Genomic DNA, 15,587 nt, shown 5'->3' on the forward strand with positions numbered 1-15,587 from the left:
CAAACGCAAACTGGCTGAAAAAAAGAAAGCGGAAGAAGCGAAGCGAAAAGCGGAGGCTCAACAGCGAGAAGCGGAGAAAAAAGCCGCTGAAGCTAAGCGTCGTCAGCAGGAACAAGAAGCAGCACTTAATGAGCTTTTTAGTGATTTAGCGTCAGACTCAGTCCAGCGTTCTGGCGCAAAAGCACAGTTCATAGATGACGAAGCTAATAGACTTGGTTCGATTTATGAGCAGATGATTCAGCGAAACCTTATTTACGATGACAGTATGCGTGGCAAAGAATGTAGGGTAAATATTCGTTTGACTGGGACAGGTGTTGTACTTGACGTTAGCCAAATTTCTGGTGATGCATCGGTATGTCGAGCGACAAAGGCAGCAGTTCTCAAAGTTCCAGCTTTTCCAATGAGTGACGACCCGGATGTGAATAAAAAACTCAGGGATATTAACTTAACCTTTGCACCGGCTAAGTAGGAGCAGATATGTTTAAACGTTTTTTCTTCGGGATTTTGTTGCTTGTAAGCGGAATACAAGCAGCAAATGCCGGTCTTGAACTGGTGATCACCGAAGGCATAGATTCAGCGCGTCCGATTGCCATTATTCCTTTTCAATGGAATGGTCAGGGACCTGCGCCACGAAACCTTGCGGACGTTGTTGCGTCAGATTTGCAGCGAAGCGGTAAGTTCAATCCTGTATCCGTCAACCTGATGCCTCAAACGCCTTATGAGGACAAGGACATTAATTATAACGATTGGACAGCGATAGGCGTTGATTCGCTGCTCACCGGAAAGGTATCGACCAATGTGAATGGTGACTACATCATTGAATACAAACTGGTTGATATTGTACGCGGACAACTCACGGGCGGAACGGCAAAGGGTCTGAGTACGGATGGTCAGCTCGTTTTGACACGTGATCATTTGTTGCTTAACAACCGCAAAACCATCAAGCAGCCAGACAACAAAAAGCTTAGACGTTACGGTCACCGTATCGCCGATTTGGTCTATGAAAAGCTAACAGGTGAAAAAGGCGCGTTTTCAACGCGTATCGCTTACGTAGTGATTAACGACAAAGCCAAATACCCTTATCAGCTTCGTGTTGCAGATTATGATGGTTTTAACGAGATAACTGTTATTCGTTCTAACGAGCCGCTGATGTCACCCGCTTGGTCGCCAGATGGCAGAAAGCTTGCCTATGTAAGTTTCCAGAACGGTCAGGCTGAAATTTTCATCATGGACGTCTTCACAGCAAAAACCGAAAAGATAACGTCATTCCCCCGTCATAATGGTGCACCACGTTTTTCACCTAATGGTGATAAATTGGCTATAGTTTTGTCTAAAACCGGAAGTTTACAAATTTATGTCATTGATTTGAAAACTCGTAAGATGAAACAGATTACCAAAGGAAGAGCTAATAATACGGAACCTTTCTGGGATCCGAGTGGTAACTCTCTGGTATTTACATCAGACCGGGGTGGTAAACCTCAGATTTATAGAGTAGATTTGGCGGATAGCTCTACCCAGCGTATCACTTGGCAGGGAAGGCAAAATCTTGGTGGTCAGTTGACGCCGGATGGTCGTTACTTGGTTTCAGTACAGCAATCTGAAGCTGGGTATAACATCGCCAAGCAAGATTTAAGCAGTGGGGCGGTGCAAATTCTGACATCAACCATACTCGATGAATCGGCAAGTTTGGCACCCAATGGTGGCATGGTCATTTATAGCTCGATGTATGGTGGTAGAAATGTCTTGTCTATGGTTTCGATAGACGGGCGATTTAAAGCAAGATTACCAGTAACTAACGGAAGGGTCCGTGCTCCAGCGTGGTCGCCATTTCTATAGCAGATACGCAAAGTAATATTGAAAAGGAATCTAAGATGGAAGTTAATAAACTACTAAAAGGCCTAGCAGTGGCTTTACCTATGTTCACGCTGGCAGCATGTAGCTCAAGTGGTCAGTCGACAGATAGCGATGGTAGCATGTCAAAGACTGATGCAACGACTGTTGTTACTCCAGTAGATGGCAGCAGCGCTAAGCTGTCTGAAGAAGAGCTGCGTAACCAGCAATTGCGTCAATCACAAACTGTTTACTTTAACTTTGACGATTCTTCTGTTCTTCCAGAATACGAAGAAATGCTTGATGCACATGCTGACTTCCTGCGTAACAACACGAACATCAACGTTGTTGTTGAAGGCCATGCGGATGAGCGTGGTACACCTGAATACAACATCGCGCTGGGCGAGCGTCGTGCGAAAGCTGTTGCTAAGTACCTTCAGGCACTGGGTGTGACTGCAGACCAAATCAGCATTGTAAGCTATGGTGAAGAGAAGCCGCTGGTATTCGGCCAAACTGAAGCTGCATACAGCAAAAACCGTCGCGCGGTTCTGGTTTACTAATCCAACAACCATATAGAGAAATAGAGTGAAGACACGTACTTTACGACTGTTATCTCTGGCGATATTGGCAGGCTCAGTGTCTTTTGTAAGCGCTGAGCCTGCGCCTGTTTCTGAGCTAGGAAATTCGAAAAGTGTTTCTGAGCGCTTGGATAATTTGGCAAGGCTGATAACGGCACGTAATCAGACGCAGATTCAGATGCAGCAGCAGCTGGATGAGATCTCCAGAGAAATTGACGAGCTTCGAGGTAATGTCGAGCGAAACAGCTATGACCTGAACCAAATGCTGACTCGCCAACGTGATATTTACCGTGAAATAGACAATCTTCGTACTGCGAAACCAGTACAAGAGGTTAAAACGGACACGACGACACCATCTTCAGGAAGCTATTCATCCAATAAAAATGAGAATGCTGACTACGAGAAGGCCGTTAATCTTATTCTGAAAGACAAAGATTACTCCGGTGCAACTGATGCGCTGAAAGCATTTGTGTCTGCTTATCCGAAATCTGTATACCTCGCGAATGCGCACTATTGGCTGGGACAGTTGTACTTTGCCCGCGGTGATTTTAACAGTTCAAAACCGCATTTTACGTCGGTTGTTGCTGATAAATCATCCGCTAAGCGTGCTGATGCACTATTTAAACTGGGCAAGATTGCTGTGAATCAGGGAGATAAAACGGGAGCAAAAGGCTTTTATAAGCAAGTTGTTGACCAATATCCTGACTCTTCTACAGCAAGGGATGCGAAGAAAGAACTGTCAAAAAAATAGGTTTGTTTTATAATCGTAATTAGCCGGCGTTTACCCGGCTTTTTGTCGTTACAGCGATGGGGAATACGTTCCTGTCCCTTACGCAATCATTAAAATGGAACGTGAAGAATTCAGAGTAAGTCGATGAGCCAAGTCCTTGAAACCACTGAAGTGGTTTATCCTTTTCCTCCTAAGCCCCGAGTATTGACTGAGCAAGAGAAGCAAGCTTATATCGCCAGCATTAAAGTTCTCTTAAAAGAGAAAGATGCCGTTCTGATTGCTCATTACTATACCGATCCGGAAATTCAAGCCCTCGCTGAAGAAACGGGTGGATTTGTTGGTGACTCTCTGGAGATGGCGCGTTTCGGTAATCAACACCCAGCTAAAACCTTGATTATTGGTGGTGTTAGGTTCATGGGTGAAAGTGCGAAGATACTGACACCAGAGAAAACGGTGTTAATGCCAACGTTGGAAGCTGAGTGTTCTCTGGACTTAGGTTGCCCGGTAGACAAGTTTACCGCTTTTTGTGATGCGCATCCCGACCATACAGTGGTTGTGTATGCCAATACGTCAGCCGCAGTCAAAGCTCGTGCAGACTGGGTGGTGACCTCTTCAATCGCATTGGAAATTGTTGAGCATTTAGATTCAGAGGATAAACAGATTATCTGGGGGCCTGACAGGCACTTAGGTTCGTACATCGAGAAGCAAACTGGCGCTGAGATGTTACTTTGGCAAGGAGAATGCGTAGTTCATGACGAGTTCTCAGCTAAAGCCCTAAAAGATATGAAGTCCGTTTACCCGGACGCCGCGATACTGGTGCACCCTGAATCACCTGCCAGCGTAGTGCAAGTTGCCGATGCAGTGGGCTCAACCAGCCAACTGATAAAAGCAGCGAAAGAACTACCAAACAAGACACTTATCGTTGCTACTGATAAGGGTATATTCTACAAAATGCAGCAAATGGTTCCTGATAAGGAGCTGATCGAAGCACCAACAGCAGGCGCAGGTGCGACATGTCGAAGCTGTGCACACTGTCCGTGGATGGCAATGAATGGTTTAGAAGCAATTGAATCAGCATTGAAAGATGGCGGACAAGGTCACGAGATTCATGTTGATGAGGCTATTCGAGAAAAGTCGCTCATTCCTCTTAACCGGATGCTGGATTTTGCTGCGCAAATGCAGCTAAAAGTGAAAGGCAACGCTTAAGACTATTATTGCTAAGTAAAAAGGCGGGTTATCCGCCTTTTTTATATTTTACGCGTGGTTATTTATTCTTCTGCTTCTTGAATTCTCTGTGCAGCTCTCATGGTTAGCCCGCAAAGCATTGTAGGCATAGCACTGAAGATTTCTTCGAATTGGGCCAGCTCAATTGCTCCTTGTTCCTCTACGGCAGTCAATGCCGACTCAGGGTCAAACATCAAGGTTATAGATAGCAAAACGCCACCCATTAGTGCGTTATCTTCGGACTCTTCTGGCATCAGAGTCTCCCAATCATCACGTGCAAGCGTCCACCCCTGAAGTAAGCCTTCACAGAACAGGCGCGTATCGTTAGTCACGATCTCTTCGTCGTCTAGCGCACAGCCATCTGGCCATACCCAAGTATTTGAAAGAAGCTTCTCACGTTCTTGGTTCCAGATAGCGACGATAATATTCGCGTATTCTTCGAGCATTTCATGGGTGTCAAAAGGGGAAGTTTCTTCACCTCCCCACATGAAAGCTAACCACTCTGCTGGGTCAATAAGGTGGGGTGCTGCCGCCATTGAGGTAACAAAGCCTCGGGTTTGCATGTCAGACAGAAGGTGGTCTTCCAGTGAGTGATTCGCAATAAATTCTTTTAATGACTGAGCCATCGGGACATTCTCTTTGTTTATTCGCGAGATAGTGTAACAGCCAGATTGATTACACGTCACCGAAATAATATGAATTGTAGGATTTGCCAGCATATTGCCGATTACGCACTCAGTTAAATGGGTAAGATGACAGTGGCTGTTGACCTTCATATCGGCTATCTCTATAGTGCCGGCAAGTCGGTGAGAGCTGACCGAATTGGTGAGGTGTCCGAGTGGCTGAAGGAGCACGCCTGGAAAGTGTGTATACGGCAACGTATCGAGGGTTCGAATCCCTCCCTCACCGCCATATTTAAGCCCGAGCAGCAATGCTTGGGCTTTTGCTGTTTATAAAGCCAGGATGTTTATAAATCAGACTAAGCGATGTCGTCTCTGATACGCAACAAGTCGAGAAGAACTCTCAAGAGGTATTGATAACCTCATTGAACATCGTAAAAATCGAAGCTTGAATCAAACAGTGAGAATTAAAAAATTATGCGCGTACTGTGCCTTGTGCTTATTTTAATGTTGTCTGGCTGCGTAAACCGAGTTGCCAACCTTTCGAACCACCTTTCCCTAGAGCCAAATGAGCCATTAATCATCAATGATGAACGTGAGCGTGACAGCTTAAAAGGTGAATTTTTATCTAACCTAATTACAAGTTGCGATTATGGTGTCGAAAGGCTGGGAGAAGACAAAATAGAGCCTTTAAGACTGGAGATACTGAATGACTTACTGTCGAATAAATACAGTCAAACATTCTCGGGTGAAATCATTAGTGTCTTTGAATTTGATATATACAGTAACCGAGCGGTGGTTTTTAGACATATTGCTTACGGCAGTGCCGGTGTGGAAGGGGAACTGATGCGTTTGGCGGTTGAACCTTTTTTTAACGATTGCCCTCTGGAATCGTCAATTGGTGCCTATACCAAAGAGGAAGCTTCAACACCGTATTCACCCATTATTATTTGGTTTGATGTCCAACATAACGGTCAGCGTGTGAAAACACGAACGGTTTACTCGCCTGAAGAGGAGTTTATGGGTCAATACCACTCTCCAGAAGGCGCTGATGCACTTTATAAGGCCATAGAGACAGCTGTCGATGATTTGGTTATTGAGCTCGGCACAGTTACAGCCAAACATGCTGTAAAGTAAAACCAATTGTCTTGTAAGATCTTTGAAAAAAATCGCGTGTTCTGGGTGTTTTTTGTTCTAACAAACTGTTTCAAGGATAAAACCCGTTGACCATAAATGTGGAAATGTCTATAGTAGCGCTCCGTTACGGCACTGTGTGTTGAACGACAATTTGGTGAGGTGTCCGAGTGGCCGAAGGAGCACGCCTGGAAAGTGTGTATACGGAAACGTATCGAGGGTTCGAATCCCTCCCTCACCGCCATATTTAAGCCCGAGCAGAAATGCTCGGGCTTTTTTCGTTTGGAAACAATTTAATCGTTACTGATATAAAAAAAACAGACCGAGTCGTCCGGTTTCATTGTGTTTAGGAGATCTTGATTCTTATATCAAACCGCCCCAATACATTGCATTAAATAGCGTAAAGCCAATGCTTGCAACGACCATAAAAAGGAATGGACCATAGCTGGAGACCTTAGCAGCAAGTTTTTTAGACACAACTGTATCCCTAGGAAGAATATTTTGCACAAATTATCCTTTTTATGTGATCAATTTCAAGTAGAAGCTATGGTGTAAAATACCTATTTTTTGCTTGGAGCAGTGGGATCACCTGAAAAGGCTTGGCAACTTCATATTATCAGTGAGTTAATCGATACAGCGTCTGATGTGAGCTGATAGTCATTACTGTCGGCAGATTTAGAGATAAAAAGGAAAGGGAAAGAGGGGGGATGAAAGGCGCCAAGATTGACGCCCAGAAGAGCTTAAGCAAAAGCTTCTTGAAGTGGCGGTACCACTTGCTTTTTGCGGCTTAGCACGCCGTCCAGCCATATGCGGCCAGCATCGGTGTCTTTGCCATAAGCACGCTCAACAATGTTCACGTCATCAGACACCACTAAAAGCTCAGAGCCTTCTTTCATGATATCGGTCAACAGTAACATCACAGTATGACGCTGACCTTCTTCTTTGAGTTTTGCAATATCAGCCTCCAGATCTGCTTTGATTTTGTCAAATACAGACAGATCAACAACCTCAAGCTGGCCGATGCCAACAAGGTTATCGTTCATATTGAAGTCTTTAAAATCGCGAAGCACAAGATCACGAACCGGTGTCCCGTCAACGGCTGACTTCACTTTGAACATTTCCATGCCAAGCGCTTCGTAGTCTTCGATGCCCGCGATTTTTGCAAGATCTTCGACACAACGAATGTCCGCAGTCGTGCAAGTAGGAGATTTGAAAATGACAGTGTCGCTGAGGATTGCGCAAAGCATGATGCCTGCAATATCTTTCGGGATCTCAACACCATGAAAATCGTACATCATTTTGATAACGGTGTTGCTGCAACCAACAGGGCGGATCCAGCACTCCAATGGCGTCGATGTTGTCAGATCACCCAGCTTATGGTGGTCAACAATGCCTACGATAGTTGCTTGTGCAATATCATCAGGTGCCTGAGTCAGCTCAGAGTGGTCGACGATATACACTTCTTCGCCAGCATAGCTCATTTTGAGTTCTGGAGCTTCAAAACCAAAGCGATCAAGAATGAATTGGGTTTCAGGTGAAGGTTCACCAAGACGTGAAGCTTTCGCAGGCTCACCAATTTGGTTTTTCAGATAAGCCAGAGCGATTGCGCCACAAATTGAATCCGAATCAGGGATCTTGTGTCCCACTACGTACATTGCCATATGTTTCTCTCTCAGAAAATTTTCCGCGCAATTTTATCAAAGTGAATTCAAATGTACATCTATCGTCAACGTGGATAGTTATTCATTTCTGATCGGGATAACGGTATCTAAGGGTAGTAGGTGATGCACTGGACCAGAAGTTCACCAACTATTGTTTGTTTGATTACCGAAACGTATCGAGGGAAGGGGGTTTAACTATCGAATGCTGTCCCGGGAAAAGCGTTTAATTTGAAAAGTGATAAAGCAAAACTGCCCAGATTGAAAGGGCAATTTTGGCTAAAGATCTTTCATAGGTCACGCATCAGTATTTCAAGTTCTTCAGAGGCATCTTCAATTAATTGTTCTAATTCTTTGGCATCCTCTACACGAAGTGGAACCTGCCATTGTACTTTTTTACTTCCTGATTGCGTCTGCCCAACTAACTTTGCAATTTTGCCACGTCTTTCGAACCTAACCTTGTCAAACTCGGCTGAATGACACTCTTTTTTGTCGACGATTTCTACTTCAACAATACCCGTTGGAATGACCTCAAAATGGGCTCGGAGATGCTTGGTATCTTGTAGTAGATAATCCCGATGTCTCGATAACATTTTGTTCCTCCTTTCGTGCTATTTTTCTTTGGCGCTTAACCAGTGTAGTCAAGCACCCAATTAAAATTTGAAAAAAATCATTAAAATAGCCAGTTAATCTCTATATTTCTGTTAAATAAGGATTTTATTTTTATCGAATTTGAGACGATAAACAGTGAGGCGTATGACTTTCGTTTAGAACTCAGAGTCATAAATTATGCAAAACTACTTGGCTAGTAATTTACTTTTAGGTGGGCGTTTTAAGCAAGGATACGTATGGAATTAGAGCCCCTTATAACAGGGGCGCAAACATATAAAAAAACTGTTCTATGGGTTTGTTGACGACGGACCTTTTTTGCCACATATCAAAGTCTAGAATTTCAGACTTGTGTGTGTAGCTTTTCTGAAGCTCAACGAGTTGTTGGCAAAATTCAGGGTCTTCGACCGCAATGGTTAGCTCGAAATTGAGCCAGAGGCTTCTCATATCAAGGTTCACTGTACCGATGAAACAGAATTCCTCGTCTATAACGACGGACTTTGTATGAAGTAGTCCACCATCGAAGCGATAAATCAGGATCCCGGATAACATAAGCTCCGAGAAGAATGAGCGGCTCGCCCAGTCCACCATCAGGCTATCATTCTTTGCTGGTATGATGAGATTCACTTTCACACCGCGTTCAGCTGTGGTTCTTAATGCGTTCAGCAGGCTTTCACTCGGTATCAGGTACGGCGTAGTGATAGTAATTGACCGCTGAGCCTGATGAATCGCGAGCATGAGCACTTGCTGTATCACGCCATCCGGCATACCGGGACCTGACGGAATAACCTGTATTGCATGGGGATCATCAGCTGTCGCTTTCTCTGCTGCCACATCACACTCAGGAAGGGGAGGTAAATCACGGATCCCTGTTTCTACTTCCCAATCCCATGAGAACACACTATTGATGACAGGGACTGCGGGACCAGTGAGCCTGACCATGATATCGACCCATTGGCCCACACCCGCATTTTGTTTGAAGAAGCGCGGATCGACCATATTCATTGAGCCTGTGTAGGCAATGTTATTATCGATCACGACGATTTTTCTGTGTTGCCGTATGTCCAGTCGTCGGAAAAACATCCGTAATGGGCTTACAGAGAGCGCTTCAATTAACTCTACGCCCGCATCACGCATCTCCGAAGGCCATGGGCTTTTGAAGAACTCTTTACTGCCAGCAGAATCAAGCATCACCCTTACAGCAACCCCGCGGTGTGCAGCATCACAGATTGCCTGAGCGACCCGATCAGCATCGCCTCCAGGATACCAGATGTAAAACACCATGTTGATGTGCGTTTTGGCACTGGCGATATCTGTCTCTATCGCACTCAGAATTTTGGCAGGGTTGTCTTTCAGCTCCATGCTGTTGCCTGCAAGTGCAGGAATACCCAAGCGATGGAAACAGAGGTCACTGACATTGCGAGATTGCTGATTCAGTAATTGTGGGGCGTGGTTCGTACATGCCCTGAGTTTCCTTAGCCAACTCTCGAAGGAAGAAAACATGGCTTTGGCACGTTCAGCACGTTTCTTGCCAAGGTTTAACTCGCCAACCAGCAAATACAGGAAAACACCGAGAATCGGCAGGATATATATCACCATCAACCAAGCAATAGAGACGCCGGGTGCACGTCGACGAAATACAACCCGGACGGTGACGGACGCAATCAGAAGCCAGTAAAGAAAGAGGCCCGCCCAGCTGACAATTTGAAAGAATTTTTCCATATCACATTATTTTTACCATTGTGCTCAACAATATAGAGTGAACAGAAAGAACTTGCATTGATTATCGCTGTCTAGACACGCGAAGAGAGAATTAACTCGATATTCTTCTCATCACAGCAATGAGGTTATGTAGGGGAGATTGGATGGTGTCTGCTTTTTATTCACTCAATGCTGAAATAATAAGCGAAAAATGAAAAAAAATAAAAATATAGCGCGGGCGCTTTAAATTCTAATTGCAAACTGGTTTACTTGCTACGCTCTAGTTGAAAACACTGTTTTTACAGGTGTAAAATTATTATTACAGTTGCCTTTTTATAGATATATGAACGTTTTCACTAGATGTGTAGGTATGTTCAAAATTTAAGCGAGATTTTATGGCAGGAAATAACAGAGCCCAGTTTTCGTCCCGACTGGGGTTCATTTTAGCAGCCGCGGGCTCGGCTGTAGGCTTGGTAACATATGGGGGTTCCCGACTAAGGCTGCCAGTAATGGCGGCGCGGTATTTCTTTTAACCTATTTATTCATGGTGTTTGTGTTGGCCTATCCACTGCTAGTGGCTGAGCTGACGATTGGTCGTTATGGCAATGCTAACCCGATTCGCTCTCTGTCTGCTGTCGCACCTAAACACAAAATACTGGCTAAAACGATTGGACTGGTTGGTTTGCTGGGAGCCAGTGGGATCCTGAGCTTTTATGCGATTGTAGCGGGTTGGCTGATTGGCTATTTCGCCTCGCCGGTACTGTCAATGTTAGGACTGGACAGCGCTGCTGAATGGGTAAAAACGTTTGGCAATGAGCGAAATTTGCTGTTGATGCTGATCTTCATGGTGGTCACCGTGTTGGTTGTTCGCAAGGGGGTTGCCGCAGGTATTGAGCGCTGGTCGAGCCGTCTGATGCCAGTATTGTTTATCTTGTTTGTTCTTATGACCATCTACATCATGACGTTACCGGGCGCTGTTGAAGGCCTAGAAATGTATTTGATTCCTGATGCTTCCCATTTTTCTCCTGATTTGGTGGTCAGCGCAATGGGACAGGCATTTTTCTCGCTGTCTATCGGCGTGTGCACCATGATGGTTTATGGTTCTTACCTGAAGAAAGAAGCAAACCTGGCATCAACCGCCGCTCAAGTCGCCTTGTTAGACACGGGTGTTGCTTTCTTGGCAGGTTTATTAATTCTTCCTGCGATGTTTGTTGCTCAGAACAATGGCGTGGAAATCTACAGTGATGCAGGGGCGTTGCTCGAAGAGGACACACTGGTTTTCAGTGTTCTGCCAGCGATGTTTGATACCATGGGTAGCGCGGGTGTTGTGGTCGGTATTGCCTTTTTTGCTTTGATGATTATTGCTGCACTCACATCATCAATCTCGATGTTAGAAGCGCCTGTGTCGACAGCCATTGAAGAGTTCGAGATGGAACGAAGTAAAGCCGTATGGCTTATAGCAGGTGCCATTACGCTGTTCTCGACACTCATTGTGTTTAACTTCGACAAACTATTTGGCTGGTTGTCAGTGTCACGACAAAATACGCCCAACCGATCATTGGGTTACTGACTGCATTGGTTGCTGGCTGGTTGTGGCATAGAAACCAAGTGCTTGAAGAGCTTAGGCAAGGGAATCCGGAACTGGAAAACAGCATATTCTGGAAAATCTGGCCACATTATGTCCGCTTGGTGTGCCCGGTTCTGATGGCAGTAGTCTTCCTCTGGCCAGTGCTCAAGTCATTGTTCGAATAATTTTGAAAACCCTTGCGGTGCATGATAAAGCCGCAGGGTGTTTCTACTCCTTCCTACTTTATTCCTCCCCCTGCAATCAGTACACTCATGCGCTGATTTTTAGATAAGGGTGCAGGCATGTACAGCCTGATTTTTCAGTGTGATGATTTTTTGGTGGTCAATAAGGCGCCGGGAGTCAGTGTACACAAAGACGATAATGAACAGCCCTTTGTGGCGGCAATTGCTAAAGATACAGGCGACAAGCAACTTTACCTTGTTCACCGCCTGGATAAGATGACATCCGGCCTGTTACTTCTCGCACGAAGTGCCCGTTGCGCTGCAGCTCTGAGTTCATTGTTCGCGGAGCGCGATGTGGAAAAATACTATGTGGCTCTCTCCGCGAAAAAGCCGACTAAGAAGCAGGGTACAATTATCGGCGATATGATGAAAAGCCGACGTTCAGCGTGGAAGTTGACCGCCGATAAATGCAATCCTGCGGTCACGCAGTTTTTCTCAGTAGCTGCTGCTCCGGGACAGCGCCTGTTTTTGTGTAAACCCTACACCGGAAAAACACATCAGATTCGTGTGGCGCTAAAAAGTGTAGGTTCTCCAATTCTTGGTGACGGCATCTATGGCGGAGAGGGAAGTGACAGAGGATACCTGCATGCCTATTGTTTGCGGTTCAAGCTAAACGGAGAGCTGTTTTCCTTTCTTTGCCCACCTGAAATGGGCAGTGACTGGTTTACTCTTCCTGATGAATGGCAAACCCCTTGGTTGCTTAACTGGCCCAAAGTACCTAACCGACGTTGATGCAAGGACACCCTATGAACAAAAATATGCTCACAGAACTGTCGGACATACTTAATTCTCGCTTTTCTGGTCTGCCTTGCGAAGCACGTCGGCTATTTCATGGGCGAGGGCGCTGCTATGAAGGACTGGAGCAACTTACTGTTGACTGGTTAAAACCTGTTTTACTCGTGTCGATATTCAAAGAACAAGAAGACAGCTTTTACGCGAGTCTGAGTGAGATGTTGCTAGTTTTCGCGAGTTCTCCTAAGTGGAAAGAGGCGGGAGGCGAGCACATTCTGGTTCAGCACAGAGACAGGATAGATTCCCCTTCAGAGGTAGTTGTCGGCTCGATACCGGAGCAATTAGAAATTACGGAAAACGGACTGACTTTTCTGCTTGATATCGGAAAAAGGCAAAATAATGGGTTGTTTCTCGATATGCGTTTTGGAAGAAAGTGGGTCATGGCCAATTCACAAAATAAGCGCGTATTGAATCTGTTTGCCTACACCTGCGGTTTCTCAGTGGCTGCTATACAAGGTGGCGCACAAAAGGTCGTAAACCTTGATATGGCAAAATCCTCGCTGGCTAGGGGTAGAGATAATCACAGGCTTAATGCTCATGACTTATCGAAAGTCAGCTTCATGGGACATGACATTTTCAAGTCTTGGGGAAAGCTTAGAAAAAATGGACCTTACGATTTGGTGGTGATTGACCCGCCATCATTTCAAAAAGGCAGCTTTGTGCTGACAAAAGATTACGCAAAAATACTCAGGCGATTACCAGAATTGGTCGCTGAGAATGGCGAAGTCTTGGCATGTGTGAACGCCCCTGATGTTGGCGTGGAATTTCTGCTTGAGCAGATGAAAGAGCAGGCACCAGAATTCGCGTTTGTCTGTCGCCTTGAAAATCCACCCGAATTTGAGGATATCAGTGATCAAAGCGCGCTAAAGGTGATGCATTTCGTCAGAGGTTAGTCTGTTCAGAGCGATTTTCATTGGCAGATAACGACAAAGGGCAACATCACGTTGCCCTTTGTCGTTGTTAATCACCCAAGGAGCAGGCTTTGATGTTTTAAGAGCTTATTAACCCTGACAGCTTGAGATGGTAATTGGACGCTCCAGAATCTTCTTGCCGCGTTGGTCTCTGACAAGCAGCGAGTAGGTTACGCCAGTTTCTAGCATCGACAGGATTTCAACGTCGTTGCAATAACGTGTGGTCATGCCCTGAAATAGTTGTTCGGGCTGCTTTTTCTTGGCATCCCCAGTGAACATCATGGTCAGCTCAATGTTACTGCCCGTCGCTTTGGCCTTGAGAATCGAATAGCCATCGAGGTTAACGGGGACGACTTTACTCAGCATTTCAGCGCGCTGACTTGCAAATGATTCAGCCAAGTTGTTACCCGAAGGGGTTGTTGAACATGCAGAGAGTGCTAAAGCAAAAACAGATGTAAATAAAAGTCGTGTCATACCCAATTTGCGCTGCATTGAGGTTTCCTTTTCTGTTGTAATTTTGTTTCGTTATGCCGGAAGAACCTTCTTAAACGGCTTAACGATGACATCCTTGTATACCCCAGCTTCAATATAGGGGTCCTGATCGGCCCAGGCTTTCGCTTCTTCAAGGCTACCGAACTGAGCGATAACGGTTGAACCTGTGAATCCAGCTTCACCCGGATCTTCTGAGTCAACTGCTGGGTTGGGTCCCGCCACCAAGAGTCTACCTGATGCTTCCAACTCCCTTAACCTTGCAAGATGTTGCTCACGAACTTGCATACGTAATGGGAGACTGTTTTCAACATCCTGAGAAAAAATGACGTACCACATCCTTAACTAACTCCAAAATAATAGGTTTGTTTCAGTGTATTCGCATTGTTGTCACAATAAAAATCCGACATTCTATTCGGTGACAGACCTCCACGAATCAATTTGGTTTTACAGGCCGGGGTCTGCCATTTACATCGATTGCAACGTAATTGAAAACGGCCTCACAAACTTTGTACCGCTCACCAATACCATCGGTACCAATGGGTTTTACCCAAACCTCAAGGTCAACACTCATTGAAGTGCGGCCTATTCGTGAACATTCGCCGTAACAACAAACGACATCACCAACTTTGACCGGTGTCTTGAAGACAATTTCGTTAACTGACACAGTGACGACTCTTCCACCACAGATTTCTTTCGCGAGTATTGCGCCAGCAAGGTCAAGCTGTGACATGATCCAGCCACCAAAAATATCACCGTTTGCGTTGGTATCTGCTGGCATTGCAAGTGTTCTTAATAGCAATTGACCGCGCGGACATGAAGCTGTTTCAGACATAGTTCTTTCCAGAAATAGACAGTGCGAATAAAGACAAAGACAGGGGCATAAAGCCCCTGTTTATAGTTATGATTGTAAAAACGACTGATTTATTCAGTGTTTTCCTCTTTTGGCATCTGGCGATAAATATATACGCCCGTTACCAAAGTATAAATAAGCGTCAGGGCCATCAGGCCGAAGACTTTAAAGTTAACCCATACATCTAGCGGTAATTCGTAAGCGACATAAATGTTCACTACTGACAGAATCGCGAAGAAAGCGACCCATGCATGGTTGATGTTGCGCCATGCTTGATCAGGAAGCGTAATTTCTTTGCCGAGCATTCCTTTGATCAGTGGTTTACCGATTAACTGAGATACAACAAGGCCAACGGCGAACAATACGTAAACAATGGTGACCTTCCACTTAATGAAGTTATCGTCGTGGAAAAAGAGCGTCATTCCGCCAAATGCGGCCACGAGGGCGGCAGTGACTAGTTGCATCTTTTCGACCTTACGATAAAGCACCCAGGTAACAATGACCTGAATGATCGTAGCGACGATCAGCGCCCCTGTGGCGGTGTATATGTCATACATCTTGTAGAGCGCAAAGAAAATAATTAGTGGAATAAAATCGAGTAGTTGTTTCATCCGGTTACCTGTGAAGTCCGTTTTATCTGTATTTCAGG

Annotated in this window: 16 protein-coding genes, 2 tRNA genes and 1 pseudogene; 11 read left to right on the forward strand and 8 right to left on the reverse strand. The window is 45.2% G+C overall.

Features of this window, described 5'->3' with window-relative positions; genetic code table 11:
* Window positions 1-10: 10 nt before the first annotated feature.
* The 5 genes from tolA to nadA all read left to right on the forward strand — a co-directional run bounded on the left by tolA (window position 11) and on the right by nadA (window position 4,344).
* Window positions 11-469 (forward strand): cell envelope integrity protein TolA, encoded by a 459-nt coding sequence (gene tolA, locus CS022_RS25755; RefSeq protein ID WP_235869193.1) that lies wholly within the window; start codon window positions 11-13, stop codon window positions 467-469.
* Window positions 470-477: 8 nt separating this feature from the next.
* Window positions 478-1,836 carry a Tol-Pal system beta propeller repeat protein TolB gene (gene tolB / locus CS022_RS01225; protein ID WP_129120751.1) on the forward strand — a complete coding sequence of 453 codons (1,359 nt, stop codon included), beginning with the start codon at window positions 478-480 and terminating at the stop codon, window positions 1,834-1,836.
* A 35-nt stretch (window positions 1,837-1,871) separates the two neighbouring features.
* A complete protein-coding gene (gene pal, locus CS022_RS01230) occupies window positions 1,872-2,390 on the forward strand; it encodes a peptidoglycan-associated lipoprotein Pal (RefSeq protein ID WP_129120752.1) in 519 nt (172 codons plus the stop codon).
* 25 nt (window positions 2,391-2,415) lie between these two features.
* Window positions 2,416-3,159, forward strand: a complete 744-nt coding sequence (gene ybgF / locus CS022_RS01235) for a tol-pal system protein YbgF (RefSeq protein ID WP_129120753.1) — start codon at window positions 2,416-2,418, stop codon at window positions 3,157-3,159.
* A gap of 123 nt (window positions 3,160-3,282) precedes the next feature.
* Entirely contained in the window at window positions 3,283-4,344 is a 1,062-nt protein-coding gene (nadA, locus tag CS022_RS01240) for a quinolinate synthase NadA (protein WP_129120754.1), read from the forward strand.
* A 62-nt stretch (window positions 4,345-4,406) separates the two neighbouring features.
* On the opposite strand, the gene CS022_RS01245 is transcribed toward nadA, so the two are convergent.
* Window positions 4,407-4,988 (reverse strand): UPF0149 family protein, encoded by a 582-nt coding sequence (locus CS022_RS01245; RefSeq protein ID WP_129120755.1) that lies wholly within the window; start codon window positions 4,986-4,988, stop codon window positions 4,407-4,409.
* Window positions 4,989-5,186: 198 nt separating this feature from the next.
* Here CS022_RS01245 and CS022_RS01250 point away from each other — a divergent pair.
* From CS022_RS01250 to CS022_RS01260, 3 genes are all read left to right on the forward strand, one after another.
* Window positions 5,187-5,274: transfer RNA gene (locus CS022_RS01250), tRNA-Ser, on the forward strand.
* Between the two features lie 185 nt (window positions 5,275-5,459).
* Window positions 5,460-6,119, forward strand: a complete 660-nt coding sequence (locus CS022_RS01255) for a hypothetical protein (protein WP_129120756.1) — start codon at window positions 5,460-5,462, stop codon at window positions 6,117-6,119.
* 153 nt (window positions 6,120-6,272) lie between these two features.
* A tRNA-Ser gene (locus tag CS022_RS01260) sits at window positions 6,273-6,360 on the forward strand.
* Between the two features lie 496 nt (window positions 6,361-6,856).
* On the opposite strand, the gene CS022_RS01265 is transcribed toward CS022_RS01260, so the two are convergent.
* The 3 genes from CS022_RS01265 to cls all read right to left on the reverse strand — a co-directional run bounded on the left by CS022_RS01265 (window position 6,857) and on the right by cls (window position 10,105).
* Window positions 6,857-7,777, reverse strand: coding sequence for a manganese-dependent inorganic pyrophosphatase (locus CS022_RS01265; RefSeq protein WP_129120757.1), 921 nt, complete (start codon window positions 7,775-7,777; stop codon window positions 6,857-6,859).
* A gap of 287 nt (window positions 7,778-8,064) precedes the next feature.
* Window positions 8,065-8,367, reverse strand: a complete 303-nt coding sequence (locus tag CS022_RS01270; RefSeq protein ID WP_129120758.1) for a hypothetical protein — start codon at window positions 8,365-8,367, stop codon at window positions 8,065-8,067.
* Between the two features lie 271 nt (window positions 8,368-8,638).
* Window positions 8,639-10,105: a cardiolipin synthase gene (cls, locus tag CS022_RS01275; protein WP_129120759.1), complete on the reverse strand. Its 1,467-nt coding sequence runs from the start codon at window positions 10,103-10,105 to the stop codon at window positions 8,639-8,641.
* Between the two features lie 374 nt (window positions 10,106-10,479).
* Here cls and CS022_RS01280 point away from each other — a divergent pair.
* From CS022_RS01280 to CS022_RS01290, 3 genes and pseudogenes are all read left to right on the forward strand, one after another.
* A pseudogene (locus tag CS022_RS01280) lies at window positions 10,480-11,836 on the forward strand (sodium-dependent transporter).
* Between the two features lie 117 nt (window positions 11,837-11,953).
* Complete coding sequence (locus CS022_RS01285; RefSeq protein ID WP_129120760.1) at window positions 11,954-12,625, forward strand: TIGR01621 family pseudouridine synthase; 672 nt, start codon at window positions 11,954-11,956, stop codon at window positions 12,623-12,625.
* 14 nt (window positions 12,626-12,639) lie between these two features.
* Entirely contained in the window at window positions 12,640-13,578 is a 939-nt protein-coding gene (locus CS022_RS01290; RefSeq protein WP_129120761.1) for a class I SAM-dependent methyltransferase, read from the forward strand.
* Between the two features lie 108 nt (window positions 13,579-13,686).
* On the opposite strand, the gene gspS2 is transcribed toward CS022_RS01290, so the two are convergent.
* The 4 genes from gspS2 to CS022_RS01310 form a co-directional block, all read right to left on the reverse strand.
* Window positions 13,687-14,088 carry a type II secretion system pilot lipoprotein GspS-beta gene (gene gspS2 / locus CS022_RS01295; protein WP_129120762.1) on the reverse strand — a complete coding sequence of 134 codons (402 nt, stop codon included), beginning with the start codon at window positions 14,086-14,088 and terminating at the stop codon, window positions 13,687-13,689.
* 33 nt (window positions 14,089-14,121) lie between these two features.
* Window positions 14,122-14,424 (reverse strand): YciI family protein, encoded by a 303-nt coding sequence (locus CS022_RS01300; protein ID WP_129120763.1) that lies wholly within the window; start codon window positions 14,422-14,424, stop codon window positions 14,122-14,124.
* A gap of 97 nt (window positions 14,425-14,521) precedes the next feature.
* Complete coding sequence (gene yciA, locus CS022_RS01305; RefSeq protein WP_129120764.1) at window positions 14,522-14,920, reverse strand: acyl-CoA thioester hydrolase YciA; 399 nt, start codon at window positions 14,918-14,920, stop codon at window positions 14,522-14,524.
* Between the two features lie 89 nt (window positions 14,921-15,009).
* Window positions 15,010-15,549 carry a septation protein A gene (locus tag CS022_RS01310; protein ID WP_129120765.1) on the reverse strand — a complete coding sequence of 180 codons (540 nt, stop codon included), beginning with the start codon at window positions 15,547-15,549 and terminating at the stop codon, window positions 15,010-15,012.
* Window positions 15,550-15,587: the final 38 nt, after the last annotated feature.

This window comes from Veronia nyctiphanis (assembly GCF_004116385.1).
GTDB lineage: Bacteria > Pseudomonadota > Gammaproteobacteria > Enterobacterales > Vibrionaceae > Veronia > Veronia nyctiphanis.